Below are 26,372 nucleotides of genomic sequence, written 5' to 3'. Positions count from 1 at the left end.
GAGTCCTCCGTCTCGCGCCGCGCTTCGTCCTGCGGACGGCGCCGCGGCACTGCGGTAAGCTCGCGGCTTTCCAGCCCCAGCGCCGCTGCATCCATGCCGGCGCGATTGCGCCGATGCCCAGTTCCGCCCCGGCCTCCCGCCAGAACGCACCCGACGCCGCCGCCACGACAGCGGGCGAATTCGCGCTGATCCAGCGCCACTTCTCGCGCCCCTGCGGACACACAGCGCTCGCCGGCGGCGACGATGCCGCCCTGCTGCACCCACGCCCCGGCATGGAACTCGCCGTGTCGGCCGACATGCTGGTGGCCGGCACCCATTTCTTTCCCGATGCCGACCCTCACGACCTGGGCTGGAAGACGCTCGCGGTCAATGTGTCCGATCTGGCCGCAATGGGCGCGGATCCGCGCTGGGCGCTGCTGTCGCTCGCGCTGCCCGCGGCGGACGACGCCTGGATCGCCGCCTTCGCGGACGGCTTCTATGCCTGTGCCGAACGCTTCGGCGTGGACCTCGCCGGCGGCGACACCACGCGCGGGCCGCTCACGCTTTCGGTAACCATCCTGGGCGAAGTCCCGCGCGGACAGGCGCTGACCCGCGCCGGCGCCAATGCGGGCGACGACATCTGGGTATCGGGGCAGCCGGGGCTTGCCGCGCTCGGGCTCGAAATGTTGCGCGGCACGTTCGCCCCCACGGCCGACGGCGAGCGTTGCCTCGCCGCGCTGCATCGCCCGCAACCGCGCGTCGCGCTGGGACAGGCGCTGCGCGGGCTGGCCAGCGCCGCGCTCGACATCTCCGACGGCCTGCTCGGCGACCTCGGCCATATCCTGGTGCAATCGCGCTGCGGCGCCACGCTGCATGAGGACGCGCTACCGCTCGCCGCGCTGTACGCCACCGGCGCCAGCCCCGCTCTCGCGCGGCGCTGCCTGCTGGCGGGCGGCGACGACTATGAACTGCTGTTCTGCGCCCCCCCGGCCGCCCGCGCGACGATCACCGCCCTGGGCTCCGCGCTGGCACTGCCGCTGACCCGCATCGGCACCCTCAGCGATGCGCCGGGCACGGTGGCCCTGCGTGGCGCCGATGGCACCCTCACCGCCCTCGCCGCCCGCGGCTACGACCACTTCGGCTGACCCCATGCGCCCCACGCTCCGCCTGCTGCTGTCCCATCCAGCGCACTTCCTTTCGCTCGGCTTCGGTGCGGGGCTCTCGCCACGGGCACCGGGCACCGTGGGCACGCTGCTCGGCTGGGCGCTGTTTCCGCTGCTGCATGCGCCGCTGGCCGACGGCGTGTTCCTGGCGCTGCTGGTCGCGTTGTTCGTGGCCGGCATCCTCGCCACCGAACGCACCGGACGCGCGCTCGGCGTCTCCGACCACGGCGGCATCGTATGGGACGAGATCGTCGCGATCTGGCTGGTGCTGCTGCTGACGCCGGCGACGCTGGCCTGGCAGGCCGCGGCGGTGGCCTTGTTCCGCTTCTTCGACATCGTCAAGCCGCCTCCGGTGAGCTGGGCAGACCGGCGCTTCAAGGGGGGCTTCGGGGTCATGCTCGACGACCTGATCGCGGCCGGCTATACCTTGCTGGTGCTGGCGGCGCTCGTACGTCTGCTGGGAGCCTGATCATGGATACCGAACTCGCCACGCTGTCCCGCCAGGTGGGCGACGCCCTCGCCCGCCGCGGCTGGCTGCTCGCCGCCGCCGAATCCTGCACCGGCGGCTGGATCGCCGAGGTCGTGACCGCCACCGCGGGCAGCTCCGCCTGGTTCGACCGCGGCTTCGTCACCTATTCCAACGTGGCGAAGACCGAGATGCTCGGCGTCAGCGCCGCCACGCTCGGCAGCGCCGGCGCGGTCAGCATCGCCACCGTGGGGGAAATGGCCCAGGGCGCACAGGCACGCAGCGCGGCGCAGATCGCGGTGGCGGTTTCGGGCGTGGCAGGCCCGACGGGCGGCAGCGCGGAGAAACCCGTCGGCATGGTGTGCCTGGCTTGGGCATGGGGCGACGGCCAGCTCGACGCGGAAACCTGCCACTTCGCCGGCGACCGCGAAGCGGTGCGCCGCCAGACCGTGATTCGCGCGCTCGAAGGCGTGCTCGTGCGTTGCGGCTGAGCCGCGGCGGATTGCTGTATTTTTATTCAGGCAATAGACTGTCGCCGCCGTGACATCCGCCCAAGGGCTGTCACATTACAGCAAGCTCTGTGCCATAATCCGCCAACCACTCAGGAACCCTCTCATGGACGACAACAAGGCCAAGGCCCTTGCCGCCGCGCTATCCCAGATCGAAAAGCAGTTCGGCAAGGGATCCATCATGCGCATGGGCGACGGCAATGTCGAAAAGGACATCCAGACCGTTTCCACCGGCTCGCTCGGCCTCGACATCGCGCTCGGCCTGGGCGGCCTGCCGCGCGGCCGCGTCGTCGAAATCTACGGGCCGGAGTCGTCCGGCAAGACCACGCTGACGCTGCAGGTCGTCGCCGAAATGCAGAAGCTCGGCGGCACCGCGGCCTTCATCGACGCCGAGCACGCGCTCGACGTCGGCTACGCCGAAAAGCTCGGCGTGAACATCACCGACCTGCTGATCTCGCAGCCGGATACTGGCGAACAGGCGCTCGAAATCGCCGACATGCTGGTGCGGTCCGGCGGCGTGGACGTGGTCGTCATCGACTCGGTCGCGGCGCTCACCCCCAAGGCCGAAATCGAAGGCGAGATGGGCGACCAGCTCCCCGGCCTGCAGGCCCGCCTGATGTCTCAGGCGCTGCGCAAGCTCACCGCCAACATCAAGCGCACCAACACCCTGGTGATCTTCATCAACCAGATCCGCATGAAGATCGGGGTGATGTTCGGCAACCCGGAGACCACCACCGGCGGCAACGCGCTCAAGTTCTACGCCTCGGTGCGCATGGACATCCGCCGCACCGGCACCATCAAGCGCGGCGACGAGGTGGTCGGCTCCGAAACCAAGGTCAAGGTCGTCAAGAACAAGGTGTCGCCGCCGTTCAAGGAGGCGCACTTCGACATCCTGTACGGCGAAGGCGTGTCGCGCGAGGGCGAGATCATCGACCTCGGCGTGGACCACAAGATCGTCGACAAGTCCGGCGCCTGGTACGCCTACAACGGCGACAAGATCGGCCAGGGCAAGGACAACGCGCGCGAATTCCTGCGCGCCAACCCGGCGCTGGCACGCGAGATCGAGAACAAGGTCCGCGTCGTGCTCGGCCTCAAGGAACTGCCGGTCGACGGCGCGCAGCCGGCCGCGGCCGAGGCCTGACCGCAGGGCGGTTGCATCCACCATGGGCGAGCCCAGCCTGCGCGAGCGAGCGATCCGCCACCTGGCGCGGCGGGAGCATTCCCGCAGCGAACTCGCGCGCAAACTGGCCGCCCACGGTGACGCGGATGCCGTTGCGGAAGTGCTGGCCCGCATGGACGAACTCGGCCTGCAGTCCGACACCCGCTTCGCCGAGGCCTGGGTGCGCGGCAAGGCCGGCCGCTTCGGCGCCGCCCGCCTGCGCAACGAACTCGCGCGCCGCGGTGTCGCCGCCGAAACCATTGCCGAAGCACTCGCCAGCGGCTGCGCGGACGGCGAGTTCGAGCGCGCCCGCGCGGTCTGGCAGTCCAGGTTCGGCGCGGCACCCGCCGATGCGCGCGAATGGGCGCGCCAGGCGCGCTTCCTGCAAAACCGCGGCTTTGCCACCGACGTGATCCGCAAACTACTGAAAGAAAGCCCCGATGAGTCTGCTTAAGGTCACCGGACTGCAGAAGCGCTACAAGGCGCGCACCGTGGTGCACGACGTCGGCTTCGAGGTCGGCTCGGGCGAGGTCGTCGGGCTGCTCGGCCCCAACGGCGCCGGCAAGACCACCTGCTTCTACATGATCGTCGGCCTGGTGCGTGCCGACGGCGGCGAGATCACGCTCGACGACGCGCGCCTGACCCACCTGCCGATCCACGAACGCGCCCGCCTCGGCCTCTCCTACCTGCCGCAGGAAATGAGCGTGTTCCGCAAGCTCACGGTGGCGGAGAACATCCAGTCGGTACTCGAACTGCGCGGCCTCAACGCCACCCGCATCGCCGAACGCCTGGAAGAACTGCTCGAAGAACTGGGCATCGCCCACCTGCGCAACAACACCGCGGTGTCGCTGTCGGGCGGCGAACGCAGGCGCTGCGAAATCGCCCGCGCACTGGCCACCGATCCGCGCCTGATCCTGCTCGACGAGCCTTTCGCCGGCGTCGACCCGATCGCGGTGCTCGACATTCAGAAAATCATCCGCTTCCTGAAGGAACGCGGCATCGGTGTGCTGATCACCGACCACAACGTGCGCGAAACCCTGGGCATCTGCGACCGCGCCGCCATCATCAGCGAAGGGCGCGTCCTGGCTAGCGGCCAGCCGCGGGAAATCATCGACAACGAGAAGGTCCGCCAGGTGTACCTGGGCGAACACTTCCGCCTCTGACCGCCCATCATGAAGCCCACGCTCCAACTCAAGCTCTCCCAGCACCTGACGCTGACGCCGCAGTTGCAGCAGTCGATCAAGCTGCTGCAGCTCTCCACGCTCGAACTCAACACCGAGATCGAACGCTTCCTGCTCGAAAACCCGATGCTCGAGCGCGAGGAGATGGACGGCGGCGGGCACGACTTCCAGGCGCAGCTCTCTTCCGGCACCACCACGGCCTCGACCACGACCGAAAGCAGTGGCGAAAGTGGCGGCGAAGCGGAGTCGCGCGCCGACAGCGCGGAAAGCGGCAGCTTCGACGAGGGCATGGACTGGTCGTCCGGCTCGGGCAGCGGCTCATCGAGCAACCGCGACGACGATGATGACGTCGATTTTCAGGAGTTCCAGGCCGCGGGCATCTCGCTGCGCGACCATCTCGACCAGCAGGTCGCGCTGTCTCCGCTGTCCGACCGCGACCGCGCGCTGGTGCGCTTCCTGATCGAGGCGCTCGACGACGACGGCTACCTGCACCAGGAGCTGGAAGAGTTGCTCGAGCTGCTGCCGCCCGAACTCGATGTCGAACTCGACGACCTCTGCATCGCGCTGAAGCATGTGCAAAGCCTCGAGCCGGCCGGCATCGGCGCCCGCACCCCGCAGGAATGCCTCGCGCTGCAGCTGCGCGCGATGCCGGCCGAGCCGGTGCGCGACCTCGCCCTGCAGATCGTCAGCCAGCACCTCGAACTGCTCGCCGAGCGCAACTTCGCCAAGCTCAAGAAACTCACCGGTTGCGACGACGACGCGCTGCGCGCCGCGCACGCGCTGATCTGCCGGCTCGATCCGCATCCCGGCGCGCAGCATTCGGTCGAGGAAACCCGCTACGTCCTGCCCGACGTCGTGGTGCGCAAGCTGCGCGGGCGCTGGACGGTGCAACTCAACCCGGAAGCGATGCCGCGCCTGCGCATCAACCAGCTCTACGCCAGCATCCTGCAGCAGAACCGGGGCCAGGGCGGCGGCCTGACCAGCCAGCTGCAGGAGGCGCGCTGGCTGATCAAGAACGTGCAGCAGCGCTTCGACACCATCCTGCGTGTCTCCCAGGCCATCGTTGACCAGCAACGGCAGTTCTTCGATCATGGGGAGGTGGCCATGCGGCCGCTTACACTCCGGGAGATCGCAGACCAGCTCGAGCTGCACGAATCCACCGTATCGCGCGTCACCACCCAGAAGTTCATGGCGACCCCGCGCGGCGTGTTCGAACTCAAGTATTTCTTCGGCAGCCATGTCGCCACCGATACCGGTGGCGCGGCCTCCTCCACGGCGATTCGCGCGCTGATTCGCCAGTTGGTGGATGCCGAGGACAGGAAGAAACCCCTGTCCGACGCCCGGATTGCCGAATTGTTGGGCCAGCAGGGTATCGTGGTCGCCAGGCGGACCATCGCCAAGTATCGCGAATCGCTCAATATCCCGCCGGTCAGTCTGCGCAAAACGATCTAAAAAGAGGACTCATCATGAATCTCAACATCACCGGGCATCACGTCGAAGTCACGCCGGCGATCCGCGAATACGTCGTGACCAAGCTCGATCGCGTGATCGCGCACTTCGACAACGTCACCAGCGTGAACGTGATTCTCTCGGTGGAAAAACTGAAGCAGAAGGCGGAAGTCACCGTCCACGTGCGCGGCAAGGACATCTACGTCGAGAGCGACGACGCCAACCTGTACGCGGCGATCGACAGCATGGCCGACAAGCTCGACCGCCAGGTGCAGAAGTACAAGCAGAAGGTCAGCGACCACAACCACGACGCCCTGAAGCACCAGAGCCCCGAGGCCTGAGCTTCCGCGCCATCCTCCGGTGCCGGGTGCGGGTATAATCCGCGCCGTTCCGACGACGCCCGCCCGCATCCGCACCGTCCTCCCGCTCCCCGCGCCGCCAGTCCTCCCCGGCCGCGCAAGCCCTCTCCCGCGCATGAGCCTGATCGCCCAACTCCTGCCCCTTTCCAATGTCGTCGTCGATCTCGACGCGAGCAGCAAGAAACGGGTTTTCGAGCACGCCGGCCTGCTGTTCGAAAACAACCAGGGCATCGCCCGCAGCACCGTATTCGACAGCCTGTTCTCCCGGGAACGGCTGGGTTCCACCGGACTGGGTCAGGGTATCGCCATCCCGCACGGCCGCATCAAGGGCCTGAAGGAAGCCGCCGGCGCCTTCCTGCGCCTGAGCGCTCCGGTCCAGTTCGACGCGCCCGACGGCCGCCCGGTGAACCTGCTGTTCGTGCTGCTGGTGCCCGAGCAGGCCAACGAGACCCATCTGCAGTTGCTGTCGGAACTCGCGCAGATGTTCAGCGAGCGCGCCTTCCGCGAACAGCTGCTGGTCGCCCCGGACGCCGCCACCATCCACGCGCTGTTCGCCAACTGGGGGCCCGATGCGGCAGACCAGCGTCGCGCGGCTGTATGAGGACCAGGGTCCCCGGCTGCAACTGACCCACGTCAGCGGGCCGCTCGACGCTGTCCTGTCCGTCGCTGAAGAACGCATGTGGCCGGCCGACCTCGTCGGCCACCTGAACCTGATCCATCCCACCCGCCTGCAGGTGCTGGGCGCCGCCGAACTCGAATGGGCCCGGCGCCAGTCGCGCGAGAAGGTCGCGCACCACCTCAACGGCATCCTGTCCGCGCGCCCGCCCGCCATCATCGTGGCCGACGGCTGCGAAACGCCCAACATCGTGCACGGCGTCTGCACCGCGCATAACGTGGCGCTGTTCTCCACGCCGCACCCCTCGGCCAGCGTGATCGACCAGTTGCGGCTCTACCTGTCGCGCCAGCTGGCGGAAAAGATCTCGCTGCACGGCGTGTTCATGGACGTGCTCGGCATCGGCGTGTTCATTACCGGCAACTCCGGCGCCGGCAAGTCCGAACTCGCGCTCGAGCTGATCTCGCGCGGCCACGGCCTGGTCGCGGACGACATCGTCGAGTTCTCCCGCACCGCGCCCACGGTGCTCGAAGGACGCTGCCCGGAACTGCTGAAGGACTTCATCGAGGTCCGCGGGCTCGGCATCCTCAACATCCGCACGATCTTCGGCGAGACGGCCTGCCGGCGGAAGATGCGCCTGCGCCTGGTCTGCCATCTCGAACGCCGCCAGCCCGGCCAGGACGACCCGAACCGCCTGCCGGTGCAGCAGGAGCAGCAGGTCATCCTGGGCGTCAGCACGCCGCGCGTCACCCTGCCGGTGGCCGCAGGCCGCAACCTTGCGGTGCTGCTCGAAGCCGCGGTGCGGTCCACCATCCTGCAGCTGCGCGGCGTCGACTCCACCCAGGAATTCATCGACCGCCAGAGCCGGATGCTGATGGGCGACGGCGACGGCCTCTGACCCTGGCGCCGCGCGGCGCCCCCTCCCGCCAAGCCCGTCCCCTGCCTGGCAGCCGGCATCGCCCTTGCTGGGGTTGCGCCCCGGCTGCTAACCTCGTCTCCTTTGCCGCGCCCGTCCTTCTGCCATGACTTCCGCCAGTCCCGATTACCTGGAACGCATCCTCAACGCCCAAGTCTATGATCTTGCGGTGGAAACCCCGCTCGATCTGGCGACCAACCTGTCGGCGCGAAGCGGTAACCGGATCTACCTGAAGCGCGAGGACATGCAGCCGGTGTTCAGCTTCAAGCTGCGCGGCGCGTACAACAAGATGGCCAACCTGTCGCCGCAGGCGCTGCAGCGCGGCGTCATCTGCGCTTCGGCCGGCAACCACGCCCAGGGCGTCGCGCTGTCGGCGCAGAAGCTGGGGGTGCGCGCGGTGATCGTGATGCCGACGACGACGCCGCAGATCAAGATCGACGCGGTGCGCAGCCGCGGCGGCGAGGTAGTGCTGGCGGGCGAGTCCTATTCCGACGCGTACGCGCACGCGCTGGAGCTGGAAAAAGCGGAAAAGCTCACCTTCGTCCATCCCTACGACGACCCCGACGTGATCGCCGGCCAGGGCACCATCGGCATGGAAATCCTGCGCGCGCATGCGAAGCCGATCCACGCGATCTTCTGCGCCGTCGGCGGCGGCGGCCTGATCGCCGGGGTCGCGGCCTACGTCAAGCGCTTGCGCCCCGAAACCCGCATCATCGGCGTCGAGTCCGAGGGCGCCGCGGCCATGACCGAATCGCTCGCGCGGGGCGAGCGCGTCAGCCTCGAGCAGGTAGCGCTCTTTGCGGACGGCACTGCGGTCAAGCAGGTGGGCGGCGAAACCTTCCGCCTGTGCCAGCAATACGTCGATGAAATGATCGTGGTCGACAACGACGCGATCTGCGCGGCGATCAAGGACGTTTTCGAAGACACCCGCTCCATCCTCGAACCCTCGGGCGCCCTCGCAGTCGCCGGTGCAAAGGAATACGCGCGGCGCCACCAGCTCAGCGACCGCAGCCTGGTCGCGGTCGCGTCCGGCGCCAACATGAACTTCGACCGCCTGCGCTTCGTCGCCGAGCGCGCGGAACTCGGCGAACAGCGCGAGGCCGTGCTTGCGGTCACCATCCCGGAGCAGCCCGGCTCGTTCCGCAAGTTCATCAACATCCTGGGCAACCGCGACATCACCGAGTTCAACTACCGCTACGCCGACAGCGAGCGCGCCCACATCTTCGTCGGGGTCACGGTGCGCAGCCGCGACGAGGCCACCCGGCTGGTGGAGATGCTCGGCCAGCACGACCTGCCGGCGCTCGACCTCACCGACGACGAACTCGCCAAGTCGCACGTGCGCTACATGGTCGGCGGACGCGCGCCGCAGGTGGCCAACGAGCTGGTATACCGCTTCGTGTTTCCGGAGCGCCCGGGCGCGCTGCTCAACTTCCTGTCCAACCTGCGCTCGGACTGGAACATCAGCCTGTTCCACTATCGCAACCACGGCGCGGATTTCGGCCGCGTGCTGGTGGGCATGCAGGTGCCGCCCCAGGACATCGACGCGTTCGAGGCCTTCCTGCAGCGCCTCGGCTACGAATACGCCGCGGAAACGGAAAACCCGGCCTACCGGCTGTTCCTGGCCTGACGGTGACGTATGCCGCGCCGGGTTGAGCCCGGCGCTTGAAGAGGCACTACTTTTGTAATAAAAAGAACAGGCGCCGTCCGGTAGTTTTCAGGGCCGTTCATTGCCCAGAACGGGCATCCTTCCGCTTTCGTTCTTCTATTACATTCGACATAGCCATGGCCTCGCTCGCTCGGCTTGCCCTCGGGCTCCTCGTCAGCCTGACACTGCTCTACACCACGCTCTACGCGCAACCCGCGCAGAGCCACCTCGACCGCATCCTCGCCGAGCGCGTGCTCAAGGTCTGCGTGTGGCCGGACTACTACGGCATCTCGTTCCGCAATCCGCGCACGCAGGAACTCGCCGGCATCGACGTCGACCTCGCCCGCGAGCTGGCGCGCGACCTCGACGTGCGTCTCGAGTTCGTCGACAGCTCCTTTGCCAACCTGATCGGCGATGTGCTGGGCGACCGCTGCGACGTCGCCATGTTCGCGATCGGCATCACCGCCCAGCGTGCCGAAAAGCTGCGCTTCACGTCCCCCCACCTCGCCAGCGACATCTACGCGATCACCACCCGCACCAACCGCCGCATCCGCAGCTGGGACGACATCGACCAGCCCGGCGTCATCGTCGCGGTGGCCAAGGGCACGCTGCACGAGCCGGTGATGCGCGACAAGCTGCGCCACGCCCAGCTTCAGGTGCTGGCCTCGCCCCATGCGCGCGAACAAGAGGTCGAGTCCGGCCGCGCCGACGTTTTCATGACCGACTTCCCGTACAGCCGCCGCATGCTCGACAACGCCGACTGGGCCCGCCTCGTGGCACCCTCGACCCGTTACCACGTCACGCCTTACGCCTGGGCGATCGCCCCGGGCGACGACCGCTGGCATCAGCGCCTGGAAGCCTTTCTGGCGACCATCCGCGATGATGGCCGGCTGATGGCGGCCGCCCGCCGGCACGGCCTCGATCCAATCGTCGTCAATCGCTAAGGCGTTGGCGCCACCCCCCATGGACCGCCCGTCCGTCACAGCGGCGCCCGCCGTCGGCGCGGCGGGCCGGCGCCGTCAGCATCTCGCAGATGCCGGCTTCGTCGGCTTCATCGCGCTATGCATCGTCGTGGCCTGGTACAGCCTGCACTACCACGGCCAGCGCCTGGAACAGGAGACGCTGGCGGCACGCGCCCAGGTGGCCGATCTCGACACCCAGCACCTCGCCTCGCACCTCAGCCTGACGCTGCGCGGGGTCGATCTGACCCTGCAGACGCTGCTCGAAACCGGACCGCCGGTCGACGCGGTCTACACCTGGAACGGGCTGCTGCGCGAGGCGCTGCGCAACAGCCCGCAGCTGCGCTCGCTGTCGCTGCTCGACGGCACCGGCACCGTCATCGCCAGCTCCAATCCCGCCAACCTCGGCCAGCACCCTTCGCTGGCCCGCTTCCTCCCGCAAGCCGCCCCCTTTGCCCCCACGCTGCGCCTCGGCCCGCCCCAGGGCGGCCGCGACCTTGCCGACGCGGCGCCGATCAGCGCCGAAGAAGCGCCGCCCCCGCTGTATTTCGTGCCGCTGCTGCGTGGCTTACACACCCCCGACGGCGACGGCGTGTACCTGCTCGCCGCGCTCAACATGGATTTCTTCACCAACGGCGGCGCGTTGCCGGTGCGCGGTGCCACCGATCACCTCGAAGTGATCAACTTCGAAGGTCAGCGCGTGCTCGACGACGACGCTCCGCGCACACCGGAGATGCGCGCGGCCGACCTCGCGCTGGTGGAGCGCTGGAAGACCGGCGACGAACACGGCGTGGTGCACCTGGACACCGCGGATGGCGCGACCTATTCGGTGGCGTATCGCCTGCCGCGCAACCTGCCGCTCGGCGTCGTGGCCCGCTTCAACCACGCCGAGGCGCTGAGCGGCGCGCGCGCCGAACGCGCCCGACAGGAGCGCTATCTGCTGCCCGCGGTCGGTCTCAGCCTGGGCGGCACGCTGTTCGGCTACTTCCTGTTCCGCCGCGCCGGCCGGCGCGAGCGGCTGGCGCGCGAGGCAGCCGAAAGCGCGCTGCGCGCCAGCGAGGAACGCTATCGCCTGACCATGGGCGCGGTGCGCGACGGCATGTGGGAGTGGCATGTCGATACCGGCGCGCTCAGCTGGGACGCACGCTGTTTCGAGCAGCTGGGATTCCCGCCGGACGGTTTCGAGCTGGATATCGAGCGCTGGAAGGCGCGCATCCATCCGGAGGATCACGCCCGGCTGTCGCCGATGATGGACGAAATGGCCACCTCGCCGGAGGGTTTCCGGATCGAGTTCCGCATGCCCGACATCCAGGGCGAATGGCACTGGCTGGAAGCGCGCGGCAAGGTGGTGGAATGGCGCGGCGACGCGCCCCTGCGCGTGGTCGGCACGCAGACCGACATCCATGTGCGCAAGACCGGCGAGATCCGCCTGCGGCTGCTGGAAGCGGCGCTCAATGCCGCGGCCAATGCGGTGGTGATCACCAACGCCAACGCGGTGATCGAATGGGTGAACCCGGCCTTCGCCGCACTCAGCGGCTACAACCAGGACGACGCGATCGGGCGCACCCCGCGCGAGCTGATCAATTCCGGCGCGCAGTCGGGGGAATACTACGCGGCGCTGTGGAACACCATCCTCGCGGGTGACGTCTGGCGCGGCGAACTCATCAACCGCCGCCGCGATGGGCAGCTCTACCACGAGGCGCTGACGATCACGCCGATGCGCGACGAGAACGGCACGCTCGACCACTTCATCGCGGTCAAGGAAGACATCAGCGCGCGCAAGGCCGCCGAGGCCGAACTCGAAGCCACCCATGCGCGCCTGCAGGCGGTAGTGGACAACTTCCCCGGCGCGGTGTTGTTCGAGGACGCCGACGGCACCATCACGCTCGCCAACCAGATGCTGTGCAGCCTGCTCGGCATCGACGAACGCGCGAGCGCGCTGGTCGGGCGCCCGAGCGTCGAGCTGGTGGCCGATGCTGCGCCCAACTTCACCGACGCCGCCGCCTTCGTCGCCCGCATCCGCGACTTGCGTGCCGCCGCCCGGCCGGTGCATGGCGAAGAGCTGGAGACGCTGGGCGGGCGCTGGCTGGAGCGCGACTTCCTCCCGGTGCGCAGCGGCGACACCCTGCTCGGCTTCCTGCGCCTGTACCGCGACGTCACCGAACGCAAGCACCACGAGCAGGCCCTGCAGCGGCTGGCCACGCTGGACCCGCTCACCGGCACCTGGAACCGCCGCGCCTTCCTCGAACGCGCGGAGCACGAGCGGCTGCGCTACCTGCGCAGCGAACATCCAGCCAGCCTGGTGATGCTGGACCTCGACCACTTCAAGCGGGTCAACGACACCTGGGGCCACGCCGCGGGCGACGCCGTGCTGTGCCATTTCGTCCGCGTGCTGCAGCAGCGCCTGCGCGCCACCGACCTGCTGGGACGGCTGGGCGGCGAAGAATTCGCGCTGCTGCTGGTCGACACCACCCCGGAAGGTGCCGCGGAGCTGACCGAACGGCTGCGCGCCGCCATTGCCGAGCATCCGCTGCCGCTCGGCGACCGCACCATTTCGATCACCGTCAGCGCCGGCATCGCGCCCTTCGTACAGGACGACCAGAACGTGGAAGCCGCGCTCGCGCGCGCCGATGCGGCGCTTTACCGCGCCAAGGCGCGCGGCCGCAATCAGGTGGTGCTGGCCGACGACGAGTGCGGAACGGCGCGCTGATGCCGCTCAGGCGGCAGCGTGGATGCCGCCTTCGGTGACGATCCAGCGCATCGGCAGATCGTGCGGCTGCGGATGGACGGTCGCCACCCGTCCGCACTCGAAGCCGACCCCGACCGCGACCAGATCCAGCTGCGCCAGCGTGCGGTCGAAGTAGCCGCCGCCGTAACCGAGCCGGAATCCTGCGGCGTCGAAGGCGTTGAGCGGCACCAGTGCAAGCTCGGGGCGCACCGGATCATCGACCGCGGGATAGGGGATGCCGTGGCGATCGAGCGCCATCGCCACATCCGCTGTCCAACGCCGGAACGCCAGCGGCGCCCCCTTGTCCAGCACCACCGGGAGCGCCGCGACGCGGCGCGGATCGGTCGCCAGCCAGCGGCCCACCCAGGCGCGCAGGTCGGGCTCCGCACGGTAGGGCCAGCAGAACGCCAGCACCCGCGGCGCAAGCTGCGCGAGCAAGGCGTCGAGGTGGCGTTCGATGTGCAGGGTGAGCGCCGCACGGCGCGCCGGCGGCAGCGCTTCCCGCGCCGCGATCGCGCCTTCACGGGCCGCGCGGCGCAGGGCTGCAACCGCGTCGGGCTGGGGGGAATCGGAGCCGGTCACTGTGATAAGGTTCTGCGGATAGATGCAGGGATGTTAAGGGATGAAGCAGTTTCTTTGGGGCGCGCTGGCCGCAGCGCTGATGTGGTTTTCCGGGGCGGCGGGCGCCCAGACGGCCAAGAGCGGCGATGAGCGCATCCTGGCCGCGCGCGATGCAATCCGCAACGGCGACCGGGCCGCGCTGGAATGGCTCGCGGCCAGCACCGAAAACCACGTGCTCAACCCCTACGTGCGCTACTGGCTGCTGTTCAACAAGCTGGCGCGCCCGGAGCCGCCGCCGGCGGCCGAACTGTCCGACTTCCTGCTGCGCGAGGCCGGCAGCATGCTGGCCGACCGCCTGCGCGGCGACTGGCTGCGGCGCATGGCCAAGGACGGCGACTGGGCGGGCTTCGTTGCGCTCTACCCCGACCTGGTGGCACCCGACGCCGAACTGCGCTGCCTCGGCTGGACGGCCCGGCTGATGACCGGCGACCGCGCGGTGCTGGACGAAGTTGCGCGCCAGTGGATGGACCTTGTCGACAGCCACGCGGCATGCGAAACCAGCCTGCGCGCCACGCTGAGCGCCGGCCTGGTGGGCGAGGACGAGGTCTGGTGGCGGATCCGCCGCCAGGTGGAAGGCAAGAACCCGGCGCAGGCGCGCACCACGCTGACCTGGCTGCCGGCCACCAGCGCGCCGCTGCCGGGCGCGCTCGAGCAGGCGCTCAACGCGCCCGCGCCCTACCTCGACCGCCTGCCGCCCAACTTCGCCATCACCCGCGCCGGGCGCGAACTCGCGCTCGCGGCGCTGGTACGGCTGGCGCGCGACGACCTCTCGGGCGCGTACAGCCGGCTGATCCGGCTGCAGGACCGGCTGGAAACCGGCGAGCGCGCGTACGCCTACGCGGCGCTCGCGCTCCGCGCCGCGTTTGCCCAGCAGCCCGATGCAGTGGCGTGGTTCCAGGCCGCCGGCAATGTGCTGCTGACTGCGGAACAACGCGCGTGGCGCGTGCGCGTCGCCCTGCGCGCCAGCGACTGGAGCGCGGTGCGGCACGCGATCGCCGCGCTGCCACCCGCCGAGCAGAACGAACCGGAATGGATCTACTGGCTGGGCCGCGCCCACGCCGCCGCCGGCCAGCGCGCCGAAGCCGAGGCGCTCTACGCGCGCATTGCCGACCAGAGCGGCTTCTACGGCCTGCTCGCGGCCGAGGAACTCGGGCGCCCGTTTGCACCCCCCTTGAAGGGCGGCGCGATCACCGCGGCCGACCTGCGCCAGGCCGAGAGCGACCTCGGCCTGCAGCGCGCGCTGGCGCTGTTCCGCCTCGACATGCGCACCGAAGGCGTCCGCGAATGGAACTGGTCGCTGCGCAACCAGACCGAAGCGTTCACGCTCGCGGCCGCGCGCATCGCGCTCGACGCCGGCATCTACGACCGTGCGATCAACACCGCGGAACGGGGCAACCCCAACGGCAACTTCGAGATGCGCTTCCTGACCCCCTACCGCCAGCTGATCGAGCCCCAGGTGCGCGGCCAGGGACTGGACCTGTCGTGGGTCTATGGGCTGATGCGGCAGGAGAGCCGCTTCGTGGTGCCGGCGCGCTCCAGTTCCGGCGCGCAGGGGCTGATGCAGGTGATGCCGGCCACGGGCAAATGGGTGGCGGCCAAGATCGGCATGCGCGGCTACCACCCCGGCCTGCTCTCCGATCCCGACACCAACGTGCAGCTGGGCACCAGCTACATGCGCATGATCCTGGAAGACCTGGACAACCACCCGGTGCTCGCCAGCGCCGGCTACAACGCCGGCCCCAGCCGGGCCAAGCGCTGGCGCGACGCAAAACCGCTCGAAGGCGCGATCTATGCTGAAACCATCCCGTTCGACGAGACGCGGGATTACGTCAAGAAGGTGATGACCAACACCGTGATCTACGCGGCGATGCTCGAAGGCCGGCCGCAATCGCTCAAGACCCGGCTGGGCACCATCGCCGCGCGCAACTGAGGAGAGGAAACCGCGATGAAATCGACCCGCGTCGTCCTGATCGGCGGCTCCGGCTTTGTCGGCAGCGTGATCGCCAACCGCCTGAGCGCCGCCGCCATCGACCTCTGCATCCCGACCCGCCGCCCCGCGCGTGCCGCCCACCTGCTGCCGCTGCCGACCGCCCAGATCCTCGAAGCCGACGTGCACGACCCGGTCACGCTCGCGCGCCTGCTCGAAGGGGCCGACGCGGTGGTGAATCTGGTCGGCATCCTGCACTCGCGCCCGGGTTCGCCCTACGGGCGGGACTTCGCGCGGGCGCACGTCGAGCTGCCGCGCAAGCTGGTGAGCGCCTGCCGCAGCGCCGGCGTACGCCAGCTGATCCACATCAGCGCGCTCGGCGCCAATCCCGACGGTCCCTCCGAGTATCAGCGCTCCAAGGCCGCCGGCGAGGCCGAAATCCACGCCGCCGGCGACGATGTGATGTGGACCGTGCTGCGCCCTTCGGTCATCTTCGGCCGCGCCGACCGCTTCCTCAACCTCTTCGCCGACCTCGCGCGCACGCTGCCCGTGCTGCCCCTGGCGGGCGCCCGTACCCGCTTCCAGCCGGTGTATGTGGAGGATGTCGCCGAGGTCGTGTGGCGTTGTCTCGGCGACCCGGCCTGCGCGCGCGAAACCTTCGAAGTGGCCGGTCCCACGGTGTATACGCTGCGCGAACTGGTCGAGTACGTCTCCGCGCTCGCCGGCCATCCGCGACCGGTGATCGCGCTGCCGGAGGGCGTCGCGATGCTGCAGGCGCGCCTGATGAGCCTGCTGCCGCAGCCGCTGATCAGCCCCGACAACGTCCGCTCGATGCGGGTGGACAACGTCGCCAGCGGCGCGCCGCTTCCTTTCGGCCTGCGCCCCACCGCGGTGGAGGAAGCGGCGCCCGAATGGATTGCGCCGCGCGTGTCGCCGCGCGCCCACTTCGACGAGTTCCGCCGCCGCGCGAGCCGCCCGCGGGGATGACGTTGGCCTCGGCGCGGTGCTAAGGTGGCGGCCATTCCCGCAGTGGCTGCACCCTTCCCGTTCCCCCTCCCGGAGTCGGCATGAAACTCATCATCGGCAACAAGAACTACTCGTCGTGGTCCCTGCGCGCCTGGCTTGCCGCGCGTGCGGGCGGTTTCGCCTTCGAGGAAATCCGCATCCCCCTGTTTCTTCCGGGCAGCCGCGAGCACATCCTGTCGCATTCGCCCTCGGGCAAGGTGCCGTGCCTGATCGACCGCGGCCTGGCGGTGTGGGATTCGCTCGCGATCTGCGAGTACCTCGCCGAGCAGGCGCCCCAGCTGTGGCCCGCCGACCCCGCCGCGCGCGCGGTTGCTCGTGCGGTGTCGGCCGAGATGCATTCCGGCTTCCAGAACCTGCGCCAGCGCATGGGCATGAACATCCGCAAGGACTACGCCGGCCACGGCCGCAGCGCCGAGGTCGATGCCGACATCGCCCGCATCACCGCGATCTGGAATGACTGCCGCGCCCGCTTCGGCGCCGACGGCCCTTACCTGTTCGGGCGTTTTTCGGTCGCCGACGCGATGTATGCGCCGGTGTGCTTCCGCTTCAAGACCTATGGCATCGCGCCGGAAGGCGCCGCGGGCGCCTACCTCGCCACCATGCTCGCCCACCCCGACATGCGCGCGTGGCAGGCGGGCGCGCTGGCGGAAACCGAGGCCATCCCCGGCGAGGACCTCTACGGCTGATGCGCACCTATGTCGTCGGCGGCGCGGTGCGCGACGCCCTGCTCGGCCTGCCGGTAAAGGACCGTGACTGGGTGGTGGTCGGCGCCACGCCGGACGAGATGCTGGCGCGCGGCTTCCGCCCGGTGGGCAAGGACTTCCCGGTATTCCTGCATCCGCAGACACAGGAAGAGCATGCGCTGGCGCGCACCGAGCGCAAGACCGGCCGCGGCTACGCGGGCTTCGCCTTCCACACCGCGCCCGACGTGACGCTGGAAGAGGATCTCGCCCGCCGCGACCTCACGATCAACGCGATCGCGCGCGACGCGGACGGCACGCTGATCGACCCCTGTGGCGGCGTGGCCGACCTGCACGCCCGGGTGTTCCGCCACGTCAGCCCCGCCTTCGCCGAAGACCCGGTGCGCATCCTGCGCGTCGCCCGGTTCGCGGCGCGCTTTGCCGATTTTTCGGTGGCCCCGGAAACCCTGGCGTTGATGCGCGCGATGGTGGACAACGGCGAGGTGGACCACCTCGTCGCGGAGCGCGTGTGGCAGGAGTTCGCGCGCGGGCTGATGGAGGCGCACCCGGCGCGCATGATCCGCGTGTTGCGCAACTGCGGCGCGCTCGCGCGCCTGCTGCCGGAACTCGACCGCCTGTTCGGCGTGCCGCAGCCGGCGCAGCATCACCCCGAAATCGACACCGGCGAGCATGTGCTGATGGTCGTCGAGCAGGCTGCGGCGCGCGCACACAGCCTGCCGGTGCGGTGGGCAGCCCTGCTGCACGACCTCGGCAAGGGCGAAACGCCGGCGGCGATCCTGCCCCACCACTACGGCCACGAAGCGCGCAGCGCAGACCTCGCGCGCCAGGTGTCGGAGCGGCTGAAAGCGCCGGTCGATTGCCGCGACCTCGCGGTGATGGTGGCGCGCGAACACGGCATCCTCGCCCAGGCAGCCGTGTTGCGGGCGGAGACGATGGTGAAGGTGCTGGAACGCTGCGATGCCCTGCGGCGCCCGGAACGTTTTGCGCTGATGCTGGAGGCAGCCGCCTGCGACCATCTCGGCCGCGGCGGCGAGCGCCCGGAGAACTGGGCGCCGGCGGCGCAATGGCAGGCCGCGCTTGCCGCGGTGCGCAGCGTGGAAGCGGGTGCGATTGCGCGTGCCTGCGCCGACAAGGCCCAGGTGCCGCAGCGCATCCACGCCGCGCGCGTCGCGGCGGTCAAGGCCCTGCGCGCCCACCCGCCGCCGGCCGAGGGGATCTCGTGACGGCTGCCCGCCGGATCAGAGGGCGCGCAGCAGCAGCCACGCCAGCAGGGACAACAGCAGCGTGGTGGCGAATGGAAAGCGATAGCTGCGCCCGCGCACGCGGATTGCAACATCGCCGGGCAGATAGCCCAGGCGCAGGCGACGGGCCAGGCCGGGCTGGATCAAACCGCTGACGAGCACCACGATCACGACCACCACGAACCACTTCAGCATCCCACGCTCCATACAAGAACCGGACCTTCCGGACCCACCCCAACGACCCCGCAGCGGGCATCCGACAGAGCCAGTACACGCATGATCACGCTTTATACCTGGGGTACGCCCAACGGACGCAAGATCTCGATCGCGCTCGAAGAACTGGGACTGGACTACACCGTCCGGCCGATCGACATCACCCGCGGCGAGCAGCACGAGGCGGGCTTCGTCGCGCTCAGCCCGAACAACAAGATTCCGGTGCTGGTCGATGACGAGGGCCCGGGCGGTGCGCCGATCACGCTGATCGAATCCGGCGCGATCCTGATCCACCTCGCCGAGAAGCACGGCCAGCTGCTGTCGGCCGAGCCACGCGAGCGGCTGGAAACCCTGCAATGGCTGATGCTGCAGATGGGAAGCATCGGCCCGATGCTGGGCCAGGCGCACCACTTCCTGCGTTTTGCGCCGGACGTCATTCCGTACGCGATCGACCGCTACTCGAAGGAAGCGGTGCGTCTGTACGGCGTCCTCAACACCCGCCTCGCGGGGCGCGACTGGCTTGCCGGCGCAGCCTATTCGATCGCCGACATCGCCACCTGGCCATGGATAGACCGGCACAAATGGCAGGGCATCGACCTCGCCCGCTACCCGGAGGTCAAGCGCTGGTATGAAACCATCGCAGCGCGCCCCGCGGTGCAGCGCGGCATGGAGGTGCCGCGATGAACAGCACCCGTTTCGGAGAACTGGAAGTCATCTGCCACGCCCCGGCCGGCACGCCGGCCTTTGAAACGCCGCTGCTGTTCATCCACGGCGCCTATGTCGGCGCGTGGTGCTGGGAAGAGTATTTCCTCCCGTGGTTCGCACGCCACGGCTGGGCCGCCTACGCGCTGTCCTTGTCGGGCCATGGTGGCAGCCGCCGGCGCGACCGGCTCGATGCCTACTCGATCGCCGACTATGTGGCCGACGTGGTCGAGGTGGCGGGCAAGCTGCCGGCGCCGCCGATCCTGATCGGCCATTCGATGGGCGGGATGGTGGTGCAGAAGTACCTGGAGCGCCACCGCGTGCCGGCTGCGGTGCTGATGTCCTCGGTGCCGCCGCAGGGCCTGATGGGCTCCGCGCTCGGCCTGATGATGTCCCGCCCCCATCTGCTGAACGACCTCAACCGCATCCTCGGCGGCTCGGAGGTCGACATCGCCAGCCTGCGCGAAGCGTTGTTCCACCAGCCGGTGGACGAGGCCACGCTCGAACGCTACTACCGGCTCAGCCAGCCGGAGTCGCACCGCGCGATCTGGGACATGACGCTGTTCAACCTGCCCACGCCGCTGCTGATGCACCGCCCGCCGCTGCAGGTGCTCGGCGCCCAGCACGACGTGCTGATTCCACCCGACCAGGTGCACATGACCGCCGCCACCTACGGCACGACCGCGACCATCTTCGGCGGCATGGGCCACGGCCTGATGCTGGAGCAGGATTGGGAGCAGGTGGCGCGCCACATGCACGCCTGGCTCGAACCGTTCGGCGGCTGACGACGGCCCCGCGCGCGGCGGCGTGGAAAACTTCCTCGCCGCCCGCCGGCGCCCGCGCGACGATCACTTCAAGGCCGCCGCCCCGGCGGCCCCTTCAGCGCAGCGCGACCCGGCTCTTGCCCTGAATCCGCCTTCCGCTCAAGTCCGCCGCCGCGCGGCCGTTAAGCAGGCAAGGGGACAGCACGTCGACCAGCACTGCGGAGGCCATCATGGTGATCGTCATGGAAATGAACAGCGGCAAAGCGCTTACCGAGCCCCCTGCCTACGGCGAGGAAATCCTCAACGCCAGCTGGCTGCCGCAGCCCACTCCGGAAGTCGCGGTGCAGTTGCAGGAAATCGAACTGGCGCCCCGCCGCCGGCACGACAGCATGCCGCCGCCGGCGGACATCGAGGCCTTCCTCGCCGCAATCTACCGCAACCAGGAATAAGGCCCGCGCGGGGGCGGGTCGAAGCCCGCCCCGACTGCCTCACAGCGCGTGCAGGCGGTCGCCGCGGGCGAAGCCGAGCAGCGGTTCGGACAGCCCGCGCGACACCGCCAGCACCTTGAAGAGCTCGCCCATTTCCTGCGGCGCGGTCAGGCGCTGCACCGCGCGTGCCGCGCGGATGTACTCCGGGCGCTCTTCCGGCCCTCGGCGCGCGAGGCACTCCAGCACGCCGCAGTTGAACAGGAACTGCGCCTGCGTGGTGTAGCCGGTCACGTCCAGGCCGGCGCCGAACGCCGCTTCGGCCACCGCGGTGAAATCGACAAACGCCGTGATGTCGTTGAGCCCGGGCCACAGGAAGGGGTCGCCGTGCGCGTGGTGCCGGTAGTAGCACAGCAGCGTGCCGCCGGAGCGTGACGGCAGGTAATACTCGGCGCGCGGATAGCCGTAGTCGATCAGCAGCATCGCGCCCTGGCGCAGGCGTTCCGCCCAGGCAGCCACCCACGCACCGCCGGCCAGGTTGATCTCGGTGACGTATTCACCCGACGACGGCGTCGGCAGCTGCAGCGCAAGTGCCGCCTCGCGCACCGCCCCGGCGGCCGGAACGTCGGCCCATTGCAGCGCAGGCCCGTCCTCCCGCTGCACCACCGCGACGCCGCGCTCGAACAGGCCCTCGGCGCGCGCCACCACCAGATGCACCGGCATCACATCCAGCACTTCGTTGGCGACCACCGCGCCGCTGAAGGACTCGGGTAGGCTTTCCAGCCAGCGCACGCGCCCCGCAAGGTGCGGCGCCTGACTGGCAAGCGTATCGAACTGGCGCTCGCGCAGTTCGCCCGACAGTTCGAGGATGCCGTAGCTGTCGGGCAAACAGCCGCGACGCTCCAGTTCGAGCAGCAGGTCGGTCGCGAGCAGGCCGGTGCCGGCGCCGACCTCGATCACCGCCGGCGCGCTCGCGCGCATCACCTGCTCCACCTGGCTGGCGAGCGCCTGGCCGAACAAGGGCGTGAGTTCGGGCGCGGTGATGAAGTCGCCGCCCGGCCCGAACTTGCGCGCCCCGCCGCTGTAGTAGCCGAGGCCGGGCGCGTAGAGCGTGATCTCCATGTAGCGCGCGAACGACAGCCAGCCGCCGGCGGCGGCGATCTCGGCGTGGAGCAGCGCCACCAGGCGGGCGCTCTGGTCCAGCGCGTCGGCGCTGGGTTCGGGCAGGGAGGACATAGGACGGGCCGGATTTCGAAGGAGGCGGCATTGTATCGCCCGGGGCGCTGCCGCCGCGGAATCGGCAACGGGGTTTGCAGCGACGCCGCGAGGCCCGACAATGGCGGACCCATGGACACCGCAGAAGCCCCCGTCATCCTCGTCACCGGCGCCGCACGCCGCGTTGGCGCCGAGATCGCCCGCCTCGTGCATGCGAGCGGCGCGCGCGTCATCGTCCACCACCGCCGCTCTGCAGCCGAGGCGGAGACGCTGGCTGCAGGGCTGAACGCCCTTCGCCCCGGCTCCGCCGCGGTGGTGGCCGGCGACCTCGCTGCGGATGGCGAGCCGGCGCGCGTCGCAGCCGCTGCGCTCAACTGCTTCGGTCGCATCGACGGCCTGGTGAACAACGCGTCCAGCTTCTTCCCGACCGCGCTCGGCACGATCGACGAAACGGCCTGGAGCGATCTCGTCGGCTCCAACCTCAAGGGTCCGCTCTTCCTCAGCCAGGCGCTCGCGGCAGAACTCACGCGCCGCGCCGGCAGCATCGTGAACATCGTGGACATTCACGCCGAGCGGCCGCTGAAGGGCTATCTGCTGTATTGCACCGCGAAGGCCGGGCTGGTGGGCCTGACGCGCGCGCTGGCGGTTGAACTGGCGCCGGCGGTACGGGTGAACGGCGTCGCGCCGGGGCCGATCGTATGGCCGGAGGACACACAGTTCGACGCCGAGGCGCGCGCGCAGATCGTCCGCCACACGCTGTTGCAGCGCGAAGGCGCGCCGGCCGACATCGCCCGTGCAGTCCGCTTCCTGCTGGTCGATGCGCCCTACGTCACCGGCCAGATCCTGGCGGTGGACGGCGGTCGCAGTGCCCATCTTTGAGGCAGGCGGGCGGGGGCGCGGGCGTATAATCCCGCCATCCCATTCCGAGCAGTTCCAGTGAACACCGCCGCATTGCCTGCCGTCGCGCCCAGCGCCGCCGAATCCCGCCATTCCAATACCTTTCTGCGCCTGAAGAAGAAGCTGGAGCGCGGCGTCGGCGAGGCCATCGCCGACTACAACATGATCGGCGACGGCGACACCGTGATGGTGTGCGTGTCGGGCGGCAAGGACTCCTACACGCTGCTGTCCTGCCTGCTGGCGCTGCGCGAACGCGCCCCGGTGGATTTCCGCATCGTCGCGATGAACCTGGACCAGAAGCAGCCGGGCTTCCCGGACGACGTGCTGCCCGCCTACTTCGAATCGATCGGCGTCGAGTACCGCATCGTCACCGAAGACACGTATTCCATCGTCAAGAACAAGATTCCGGAAGGGAAGACCACCTGCTCGCTGTGCTCGCGCCTGCGGCGCGGCATCATCTACCGCACGGCAAAGGAAATCGGCGCCACCCGGATCGCGCTCGGTCACCACCGCGACGACATGCTGGAAACGCTCTTCCTCAACATGTTCTTCGGCGGCAAGATCAAGGCCATGCCGCCCAAACTGGTCAGTGACGACGGCCAGCACGTCGTGATCCGCCCGCTCGCCTACTGCACCGAAAACGACATCGAGCGCTTCGCGCGCGGCATGGACTTCCCGATCATCCCGTGCAACCTGTGCGGCTCGCAGGAAAACGCGCAGCGCAAGCAGATCAAGACGATGCTGCAAGGCTGGGCCAGGGACTACCCCGGACGCATCGAATCGCTCGCAACCTCGCTGCGCAATGTGGTGCCGTCGCACCTGTCGGACAGCGCGCTGTTCGACTTCGTCGGCCTCACCCGTGACACCCGGGTGGGTGAAGGCGATACCGTGTTCGACCCGCCGGAACTGCCCGCGGCCGCGGCGCCGATCACCCTGCGGCGCGCCGACGACGACGGGGACCGCAGCGCGACATAGACCGTTGCCATTTCGGCTTGCGTGCCCGTCATCATTTGATCATCATGAGCCGCAGCGCCGACACCGGCCTACCCGCTCCACAACAATAACGCCACCATGTCCGATCGAAGAAATCTGTGCCTGCTCGTCGCCGAAGTGCTTGGCCACGACCGGCTTGTCGGACGCCTGGGCGCAACCGAGGCCGGCCACGCGGTCGAGCGCTGCCTCAACCGCATCGACCGCGCCATCGAAGGCAATGGCGGCACGATCGTCGCGCGCGCCGACGGCCACGTCGATGTCGTTTTCGAACGCTGCGATGCGGCCGTGCTGGCAAGTTGCGAGATGCTGGAACGGGTCCTGAGCCTGCCGCCGGTCAGTGGCACGCGCCTCACCATGCGCATCGGCCTGCACTACGGCGCGGCCGAGGGTGACAGCGCAACCGGCGAAGGCTTCGATGTGGCGCGGCGGCTGGCGTCGCTGTCCAGACCGGGTCAGGCGCTGGCAAGCGGGGCCGCGGTCATGCTGCTGTCGGCCTCTACGCGCCATTTCGCCGGCACCGAAGCCATCCACGACGCCGATCTCGACAAGCTGGAATGGCCGGTCTACGCGATCGGCCAGCGGGTCGGGCTGGTCACCTCGGTACCGCCCAGCGCGCGCGTCTCGCAACGCCTTCGGCTGCGCCACCAGCAGGAAATCCTGTTCGTCGAAGAGCAACGCCCGGTGTTGCTGCTCGGACGCGAACTCGGCAACGACGTGGTGATCATCGATGCCCGCGCGTCGCGCCAGCATGCGCGCATCGAGCGGCGCCGCGAAGGCTTCATCCTCATCGACCAGAGCACCAACGGCAGCTTCGTCTCCATCGACGGCGTCGGCGAACGCTGCGTCAAGGACGACGAGATCGTGCTGTCCGGCCCGGGCCGCATCGGCTGCGGCTTCTCCGCCAACGAGATCGAGCGCGATCTCGTCTTCTTCGACATCGTCTGAGTCTTCCCGCGACGGAACCGGCGCCGCGGACGGTCACCACCGTCGCGGGCGCCGGGCACGCCATACCGCAGCGGCGCACCTAGCCCTTCAGGCACTCGCTCATGAAGGCCTTGCGCGCATCGCCCTTCAACGACTGTTCGGTCGCCGACTGGTTGCAGGTCTTCATCTTGCTGCGCTGTGCAACCGGTGCGGCATCCGCCTCGGCCACCTTGTCGGCTGCGGCCGGTTTCGCCGTGCTCGTCTTGTCGGCGGCGGATTTCTCGGCGGCAGGCTTGGCTGCAGCGGCTTTCGCTGCAGGCTTGGCCGGCGCCGTGGCGGTTTCCGTACCGGTGTCGTGCTTGCCCTTCAGGCAGGTGCTCATGAAGGCCTTGCGCTCGTCGCCCTTCAGGGTCTGTTCCTTGGCTTCCTGGCTGCAGCGTCTCATCCTTTCGTGCTGCGGATTGGCTTGCGCCTCGGCGGGCAGCATGGCGGTGCAGGACACGGCCAGCGCAAACGCCGACAACAGTTTCTTCATTGCAACTCTCCTGGAAATGACTATGGAAAGACCCTCGACGAGGATCCCTGAGGACAACGGCGGAACGCGCCGGATTCTGCATTTGTCATATTTCCATGTCAATGACATGGTCATTGTCGACGCCGCCGCACCGGCATGGAACTGATCGCCGCAGCTGAGCCGGCCACCACGCTCGGCGCCCTGTTCATCAGCGCCCTGCTGGCCGCCACTGTCTTGCCCGGCGGTTCGGAAGCGGCCTTCGCCGCACTGCTGCTCGCCAGCCCCCAGTTGCTATGGCCTGCGCTCGCGGCGGCGACGCTGGGCAACACCCTGGGCGGCATGAGCACCTACCTGCTCGGGCGCCTGCTGCCGCGCAAGGAAGTGCCGCCGCGGCTGGCGCTGGTGCGGCGCTATGGCAGCCTCAGCCTGCTGCTGTCGTGGGTGCCGCTGATCGGCGACGCGCTATGCGCCGGCGCGGGCCTGCTGCGCCTGCCGTGGCTGCCCTGCCTGCTTTGGATGGCGATCGGCAAGGGCGCGCGCTACGCCGCGATCGCCTGGCTGCTGGGCTGAGCGGCGGCGGTATACTGGGCGGTCCCCTCCCCCGGAAGACAACGATGCAGCCCATCGTGCGCAAGGGCGTCACCGCCCGCTATGCCGACGCAGTGATCCACAACCAGACGGTCTACCTCGTCGAGGTGCCGAGCAGCACCGGCGGCGACGTCACTACCCAGGCCGGTGAGATCTTCGCCAGCCTGGAACGGCAACTGATGGACGCCGGCAGCAGCAAGGCACGCATCCTGATGGCCACGGTCTACCTCACCGACATGGCGGACTACGACGCGATGAACGCGGCCTGGGAAGCCTGGCTGCCGCCCGGCGAGGCGCCGTCGCGGGCGTGCGTGCGCGTGGCCGGGCTGGCGCAAGCCGGCTGGCGCATCGAGATCGCGCTCACCGCGGCCGTCGCGTGAAACCCTCCCCGGGCGCTGCGCAACAAGCCCGCACCCCACATAAGGTCTTGATTTCTGCTGCGTGTTGCACTGCGGTTCGATAGAATCGCGGGTTCCCCTGCAGCAGTTTGCCCGG

30 protein-coding genes are annotated in these 26,372 nt (G+C 69.2%); 25 read left to right on the top strand and 5 right to left on the bottom strand.

Going from position 1 to position 26,372, the window contains the following annotated elements; translation table 11 throughout:
* Positions 1 to 113: 113 nt before the first annotated feature.
* From thiL to dqs_RS02510, 13 genes are all read left to right on the top strand, one after another.
* Positions 114 to 1,124, top strand: coding sequence for a thiamine-phosphate kinase (gene thiL / locus dqs_RS02570; RefSeq protein ID WP_236778724.1), 1,011 nt, complete (start codon positions 114 to 116; stop codon positions 1,122 to 1,124).
* A gap of 4 nt (positions 1,125 to 1,128) precedes the next feature.
* Positions 1,129 to 1,611, top strand: coding sequence for a phosphatidylglycerophosphatase A family protein (locus dqs_RS02565; RefSeq protein ID WP_065339574.1), 483 nt, complete (start codon positions 1,129 to 1,131; stop codon positions 1,609 to 1,611).
* Between the two features lie 2 nt (positions 1,612 to 1,613).
* Complete coding sequence (locus dqs_RS02560) at positions 1,614 to 2,099, top strand: CinA family protein (RefSeq protein WP_179948008.1); 486 nt, start codon at positions 1,614 to 1,616, stop codon at positions 2,097 to 2,099.
* Positions 2,100 to 2,223: 124 nt separating this feature from the next.
* Positions 2,224 to 3,258 (top strand): recombinase RecA, encoded by a 1,035-nt coding sequence (gene recA, locus dqs_RS02555; RefSeq protein ID WP_011764242.1) that lies wholly within the window; start codon positions 2,224 to 2,226, stop codon positions 3,256 to 3,258.
* Between the two features lie 22 nt (positions 3,259 to 3,280).
* Positions 3,281 to 3,730, top strand: coding sequence for a recombination regulator RecX (recX, locus tag dqs_RS02550; protein WP_065339573.1), 450 nt, complete (start codon positions 3,281 to 3,283; stop codon positions 3,728 to 3,730).
* Complete coding sequence (gene lptB, locus dqs_RS02545) at positions 3,717 to 4,439, top strand: LPS export ABC transporter ATP-binding protein (protein WP_011764240.1); 723 nt, start codon at positions 3,717 to 3,719, stop codon at positions 4,437 to 4,439. The genes recX and lptB overlap by 14 nt, the downstream gene beginning before the upstream one ends.
* A 9-nt stretch (positions 4,440 to 4,448) precedes the next feature.
* Positions 4,449 to 5,909, top strand: a complete 1,461-nt coding sequence (locus dqs_RS02540; RefSeq protein WP_011764239.1) for an RNA polymerase factor sigma-54 — start codon at positions 4,449 to 4,451, stop codon at positions 5,907 to 5,909.
* A gap of 14 nt (positions 5,910 to 5,923) precedes the next feature.
* Positions 5,924 to 6,247: a ribosome hibernation-promoting factor, HPF/YfiA family gene (gene hpf / locus dqs_RS02535; RefSeq protein ID WP_011764238.1), complete on the top strand. Its 324-nt coding sequence runs from the start codon at positions 5,924 to 5,926 to the stop codon at positions 6,245 to 6,247.
* A 133-nt stretch (positions 6,248 to 6,380) separates the two neighbouring features.
* Positions 6,381 to 6,866 (top strand): PTS IIA-like nitrogen regulatory protein PtsN, encoded by a 486-nt coding sequence (ptsN, locus tag dqs_RS02530; RefSeq protein ID WP_011764237.1) that lies wholly within the window; start codon positions 6,381 to 6,383, stop codon positions 6,864 to 6,866.
* A complete protein-coding gene (gene hprK, locus dqs_RS02525) occupies positions 6,835 to 7,776 on the top strand; it encodes an HPr(Ser) kinase/phosphatase (RefSeq protein WP_011764236.1) in 942 nt (313 codons plus the stop codon). The genes ptsN and hprK overlap by 32 nt, the downstream gene beginning before the upstream one ends.
* A gap of 124 nt (positions 7,777 to 7,900) precedes the next feature.
* Positions 7,901 to 9,421, top strand: coding sequence for a threonine ammonia-lyase, biosynthetic (ilvA, locus tag dqs_RS02520; RefSeq protein WP_011764235.1), 1,521 nt, complete (start codon positions 7,901 to 7,903; stop codon positions 9,419 to 9,421).
* Between the two features lie 155 nt (positions 9,422 to 9,576).
* Entirely contained in the window at positions 9,577 to 10,383 is an 807-nt protein-coding gene (locus dqs_RS02515; RefSeq protein WP_065339572.1) for an ABC transporter substrate-binding protein, read from the top strand.
* 19 nt (positions 10,384 to 10,402) lie between these two features.
* Positions 10,403 to 13,108: a sensor domain-containing diguanylate cyclase gene (locus dqs_RS02510; protein WP_065339571.1), complete on the top strand. Its 2,706-nt coding sequence runs from the start codon at positions 10,403 to 10,405 to the stop codon at positions 13,106 to 13,108.
* Between the two features lie 6 nt (positions 13,109 to 13,114).
* Here dqs_RS02510 and dqs_RS02505 read toward each other — a convergent pair whose 3' ends face one another.
* Positions 13,115 to 13,708, bottom strand: coding sequence for a 5-formyltetrahydrofolate cyclo-ligase (locus dqs_RS02505; protein WP_065339570.1), 594 nt, complete (start codon positions 13,706 to 13,708; stop codon positions 13,115 to 13,117).
* 40 nt (positions 13,709 to 13,748) lie between these two features.
* Here dqs_RS02505 and dqs_RS02500 point away from each other — a divergent pair, with 40 nt between their 5' ends.
* From dqs_RS02500 to dqs_RS02485, 4 genes are all read left to right on the top strand, one after another.
* Positions 13,749 to 15,677: a lytic transglycosylase domain-containing protein gene (locus dqs_RS02500; protein WP_011764231.1), complete on the top strand. Its 1,929-nt coding sequence runs from the start codon at positions 13,749 to 13,751 to the stop codon at positions 15,675 to 15,677.
* Positions 15,678 to 15,692: 15 nt separating this feature from the next.
* Positions 15,693 to 16,661 carry a complex I NDUFA9 subunit family protein gene (locus dqs_RS02495; RefSeq protein ID WP_065339569.1) on the top strand — a complete coding sequence of 323 codons (969 nt, stop codon included), beginning with the start codon at positions 15,693 to 15,695 and terminating at the stop codon, positions 16,659 to 16,661.
* An 80-nt stretch (positions 16,662 to 16,741) separates the two neighbouring features.
* Positions 16,742 to 17,386: a glutathione S-transferase family protein gene (locus dqs_RS02490; protein WP_011764229.1), complete on the top strand. Its 645-nt coding sequence runs from the start codon at positions 16,742 to 16,744 to the stop codon at positions 17,384 to 17,386.
* Positions 17,386 to 18,624 (top strand): multifunctional CCA addition/repair protein, encoded by a 1,239-nt coding sequence (locus dqs_RS02485; protein ID WP_065339568.1) that lies wholly within the window; start codon positions 17,386 to 17,388, stop codon positions 18,622 to 18,624. The genes dqs_RS02490 and dqs_RS02485 overlap by 1 nt, the downstream gene beginning before the upstream one ends.
* 15 nt (positions 18,625 to 18,639) lie before the next feature.
* Here the strand turns inward: dqs_RS02485 and dqs_RS02480 are convergent, their stop codons facing one another.
* Positions 18,640 to 18,837, bottom strand: a complete 198-nt coding sequence (locus dqs_RS02480; protein ID WP_011764227.1) for a DUF2905 domain-containing protein — start codon at positions 18,835 to 18,837, stop codon at positions 18,640 to 18,642.
* 81 nt (positions 18,838 to 18,918) lie between these two features.
* Here dqs_RS02480 and dqs_RS02475 point away from each other — a divergent pair, with 81 nt between their 5' ends.
* Together dqs_RS02475 and dqs_RS02470 are read left to right on the top strand one after the other, a co-directional pair.
* Positions 18,919 to 19,539 (top strand): glutathione S-transferase family protein, encoded by a 621-nt coding sequence (locus dqs_RS02475; RefSeq protein WP_065339567.1) that lies wholly within the window; start codon positions 18,919 to 18,921, stop codon positions 19,537 to 19,539.
* Positions 19,536 to 20,342, top strand: a complete 807-nt coding sequence (locus tag dqs_RS02470; RefSeq protein WP_065339566.1) for an alpha/beta hydrolase — start codon at positions 19,536 to 19,538, stop codon at positions 20,340 to 20,342. The genes dqs_RS02475 and dqs_RS02470 overlap by 4 nt, the downstream gene beginning before the upstream one ends.
* 94 nt (positions 20,343 to 20,436) lie before the next feature.
* On the opposite strand, the gene dqs_RS21185 is transcribed toward dqs_RS02470, so the two are convergent.
* Positions 20,437 to 20,565, bottom strand: a complete 129-nt coding sequence (locus dqs_RS21185) for a hypothetical protein (RefSeq protein WP_011764224.1) — start codon at positions 20,563 to 20,565, stop codon at positions 20,437 to 20,439.
* Here dqs_RS21185 and dqs_RS02465 point away from each other — a divergent pair.
* Positions 20,552 to 20,770 carry a hypothetical protein gene (locus dqs_RS02465; protein ID WP_011764223.1) on the top strand — a complete coding sequence of 73 codons (219 nt, stop codon included), beginning with the start codon at positions 20,552 to 20,554 and terminating at the stop codon, positions 20,768 to 20,770. The two genes, dqs_RS21185 and dqs_RS02465, sit on opposite strands and share 14 nt — an antisense overlap.
* 39 nt (positions 20,771 to 20,809) lie before the next feature.
* Here the strand turns inward: dqs_RS02465 and dqs_RS02460 are convergent, their stop codons facing one another.
* Positions 20,810 to 21,982, bottom strand: a complete 1,173-nt coding sequence (locus dqs_RS02460; protein WP_011764222.1) for a class I SAM-dependent methyltransferase — start codon at positions 21,980 to 21,982, stop codon at positions 20,810 to 20,812.
* A gap of 111 nt (positions 21,983 to 22,093) precedes the next feature.
* On the opposite strand from dqs_RS02460, the gene dqs_RS02455 reads away from it, so the two are divergent.
* From dqs_RS02455 to dqs_RS02445, 3 genes are all read left to right on the top strand, one after another.
* Entirely contained in the window at positions 22,094 to 22,840 is a 747-nt protein-coding gene (locus dqs_RS02455) for a pteridine reductase (RefSeq protein WP_065339565.1), read from the top strand.
* Between the two features lie 57 nt (positions 22,841 to 22,897).
* The gene (gene ttcA / locus dqs_RS02450) at positions 22,898 to 23,833 is read left to right on the top strand and encodes a tRNA 2-thiocytidine(32) synthetase TtcA (RefSeq protein WP_065339564.1); all 936 of its coding nucleotides are present in this window, start codon (positions 22,898 to 22,900) and stop codon (positions 23,831 to 23,833) included.
* Between the two features lie 96 nt (positions 23,834 to 23,929).
* Positions 23,930 to 24,796 (top strand): FHA domain-containing protein, encoded by an 867-nt coding sequence (locus dqs_RS02445; RefSeq protein ID WP_065339563.1) that lies wholly within the window; start codon positions 23,930 to 23,932, stop codon positions 24,794 to 24,796.
* Between the two features lie 79 nt (positions 24,797 to 24,875).
* On the opposite strand, the gene dqs_RS02440 is transcribed toward dqs_RS02445, so the two are convergent.
* The gene (locus tag dqs_RS02440) at positions 24,876 to 25,310 is read right to left on the bottom strand and encodes a PsiF family protein (protein ID WP_065339562.1); all 435 of its coding nucleotides are present in this window, start codon (positions 25,308 to 25,310) and stop codon (positions 24,876 to 24,878) included.
* A gap of 135 nt (positions 25,311 to 25,445) precedes the next feature.
* Here dqs_RS02440 and dqs_RS02435 point away from each other — a divergent pair, with 135 nt between their 5' ends.
* Both dqs_RS02435 and dqs_RS02430 read left to right on the top strand, forming a co-directional pair.
* Positions 25,446 to 25,859, top strand: a complete 414-nt coding sequence (locus tag dqs_RS02435) for a YqaA family protein (protein ID WP_065339561.1) — start codon at positions 25,446 to 25,448, stop codon at positions 25,857 to 25,859.
* A 44-nt stretch (positions 25,860 to 25,903) separates the two neighbouring features.
* On the top strand, positions 25,904 to 26,257 hold the full coding sequence (locus dqs_RS02430) for a RidA family protein (protein WP_011764216.1): 354 nt from the start codon (positions 25,904 to 25,906) through the stop codon (positions 26,255 to 26,257).
* The last annotated feature ends 115 nt before the right edge of the window (positions 26,258 to 26,372 follow it).

The sequence above is a fragment of the Azoarcus olearius genome, from assembly GCF_001682385.1.
In the GTDB taxonomy this organism is placed as follows: domain Bacteria; phylum Pseudomonadota; class Gammaproteobacteria; order Burkholderiales; family Rhodocyclaceae; genus Azoarcus; species Azoarcus olearius.
This window is presented reverse-complemented; position numbering and strand designations above follow the sequence as displayed.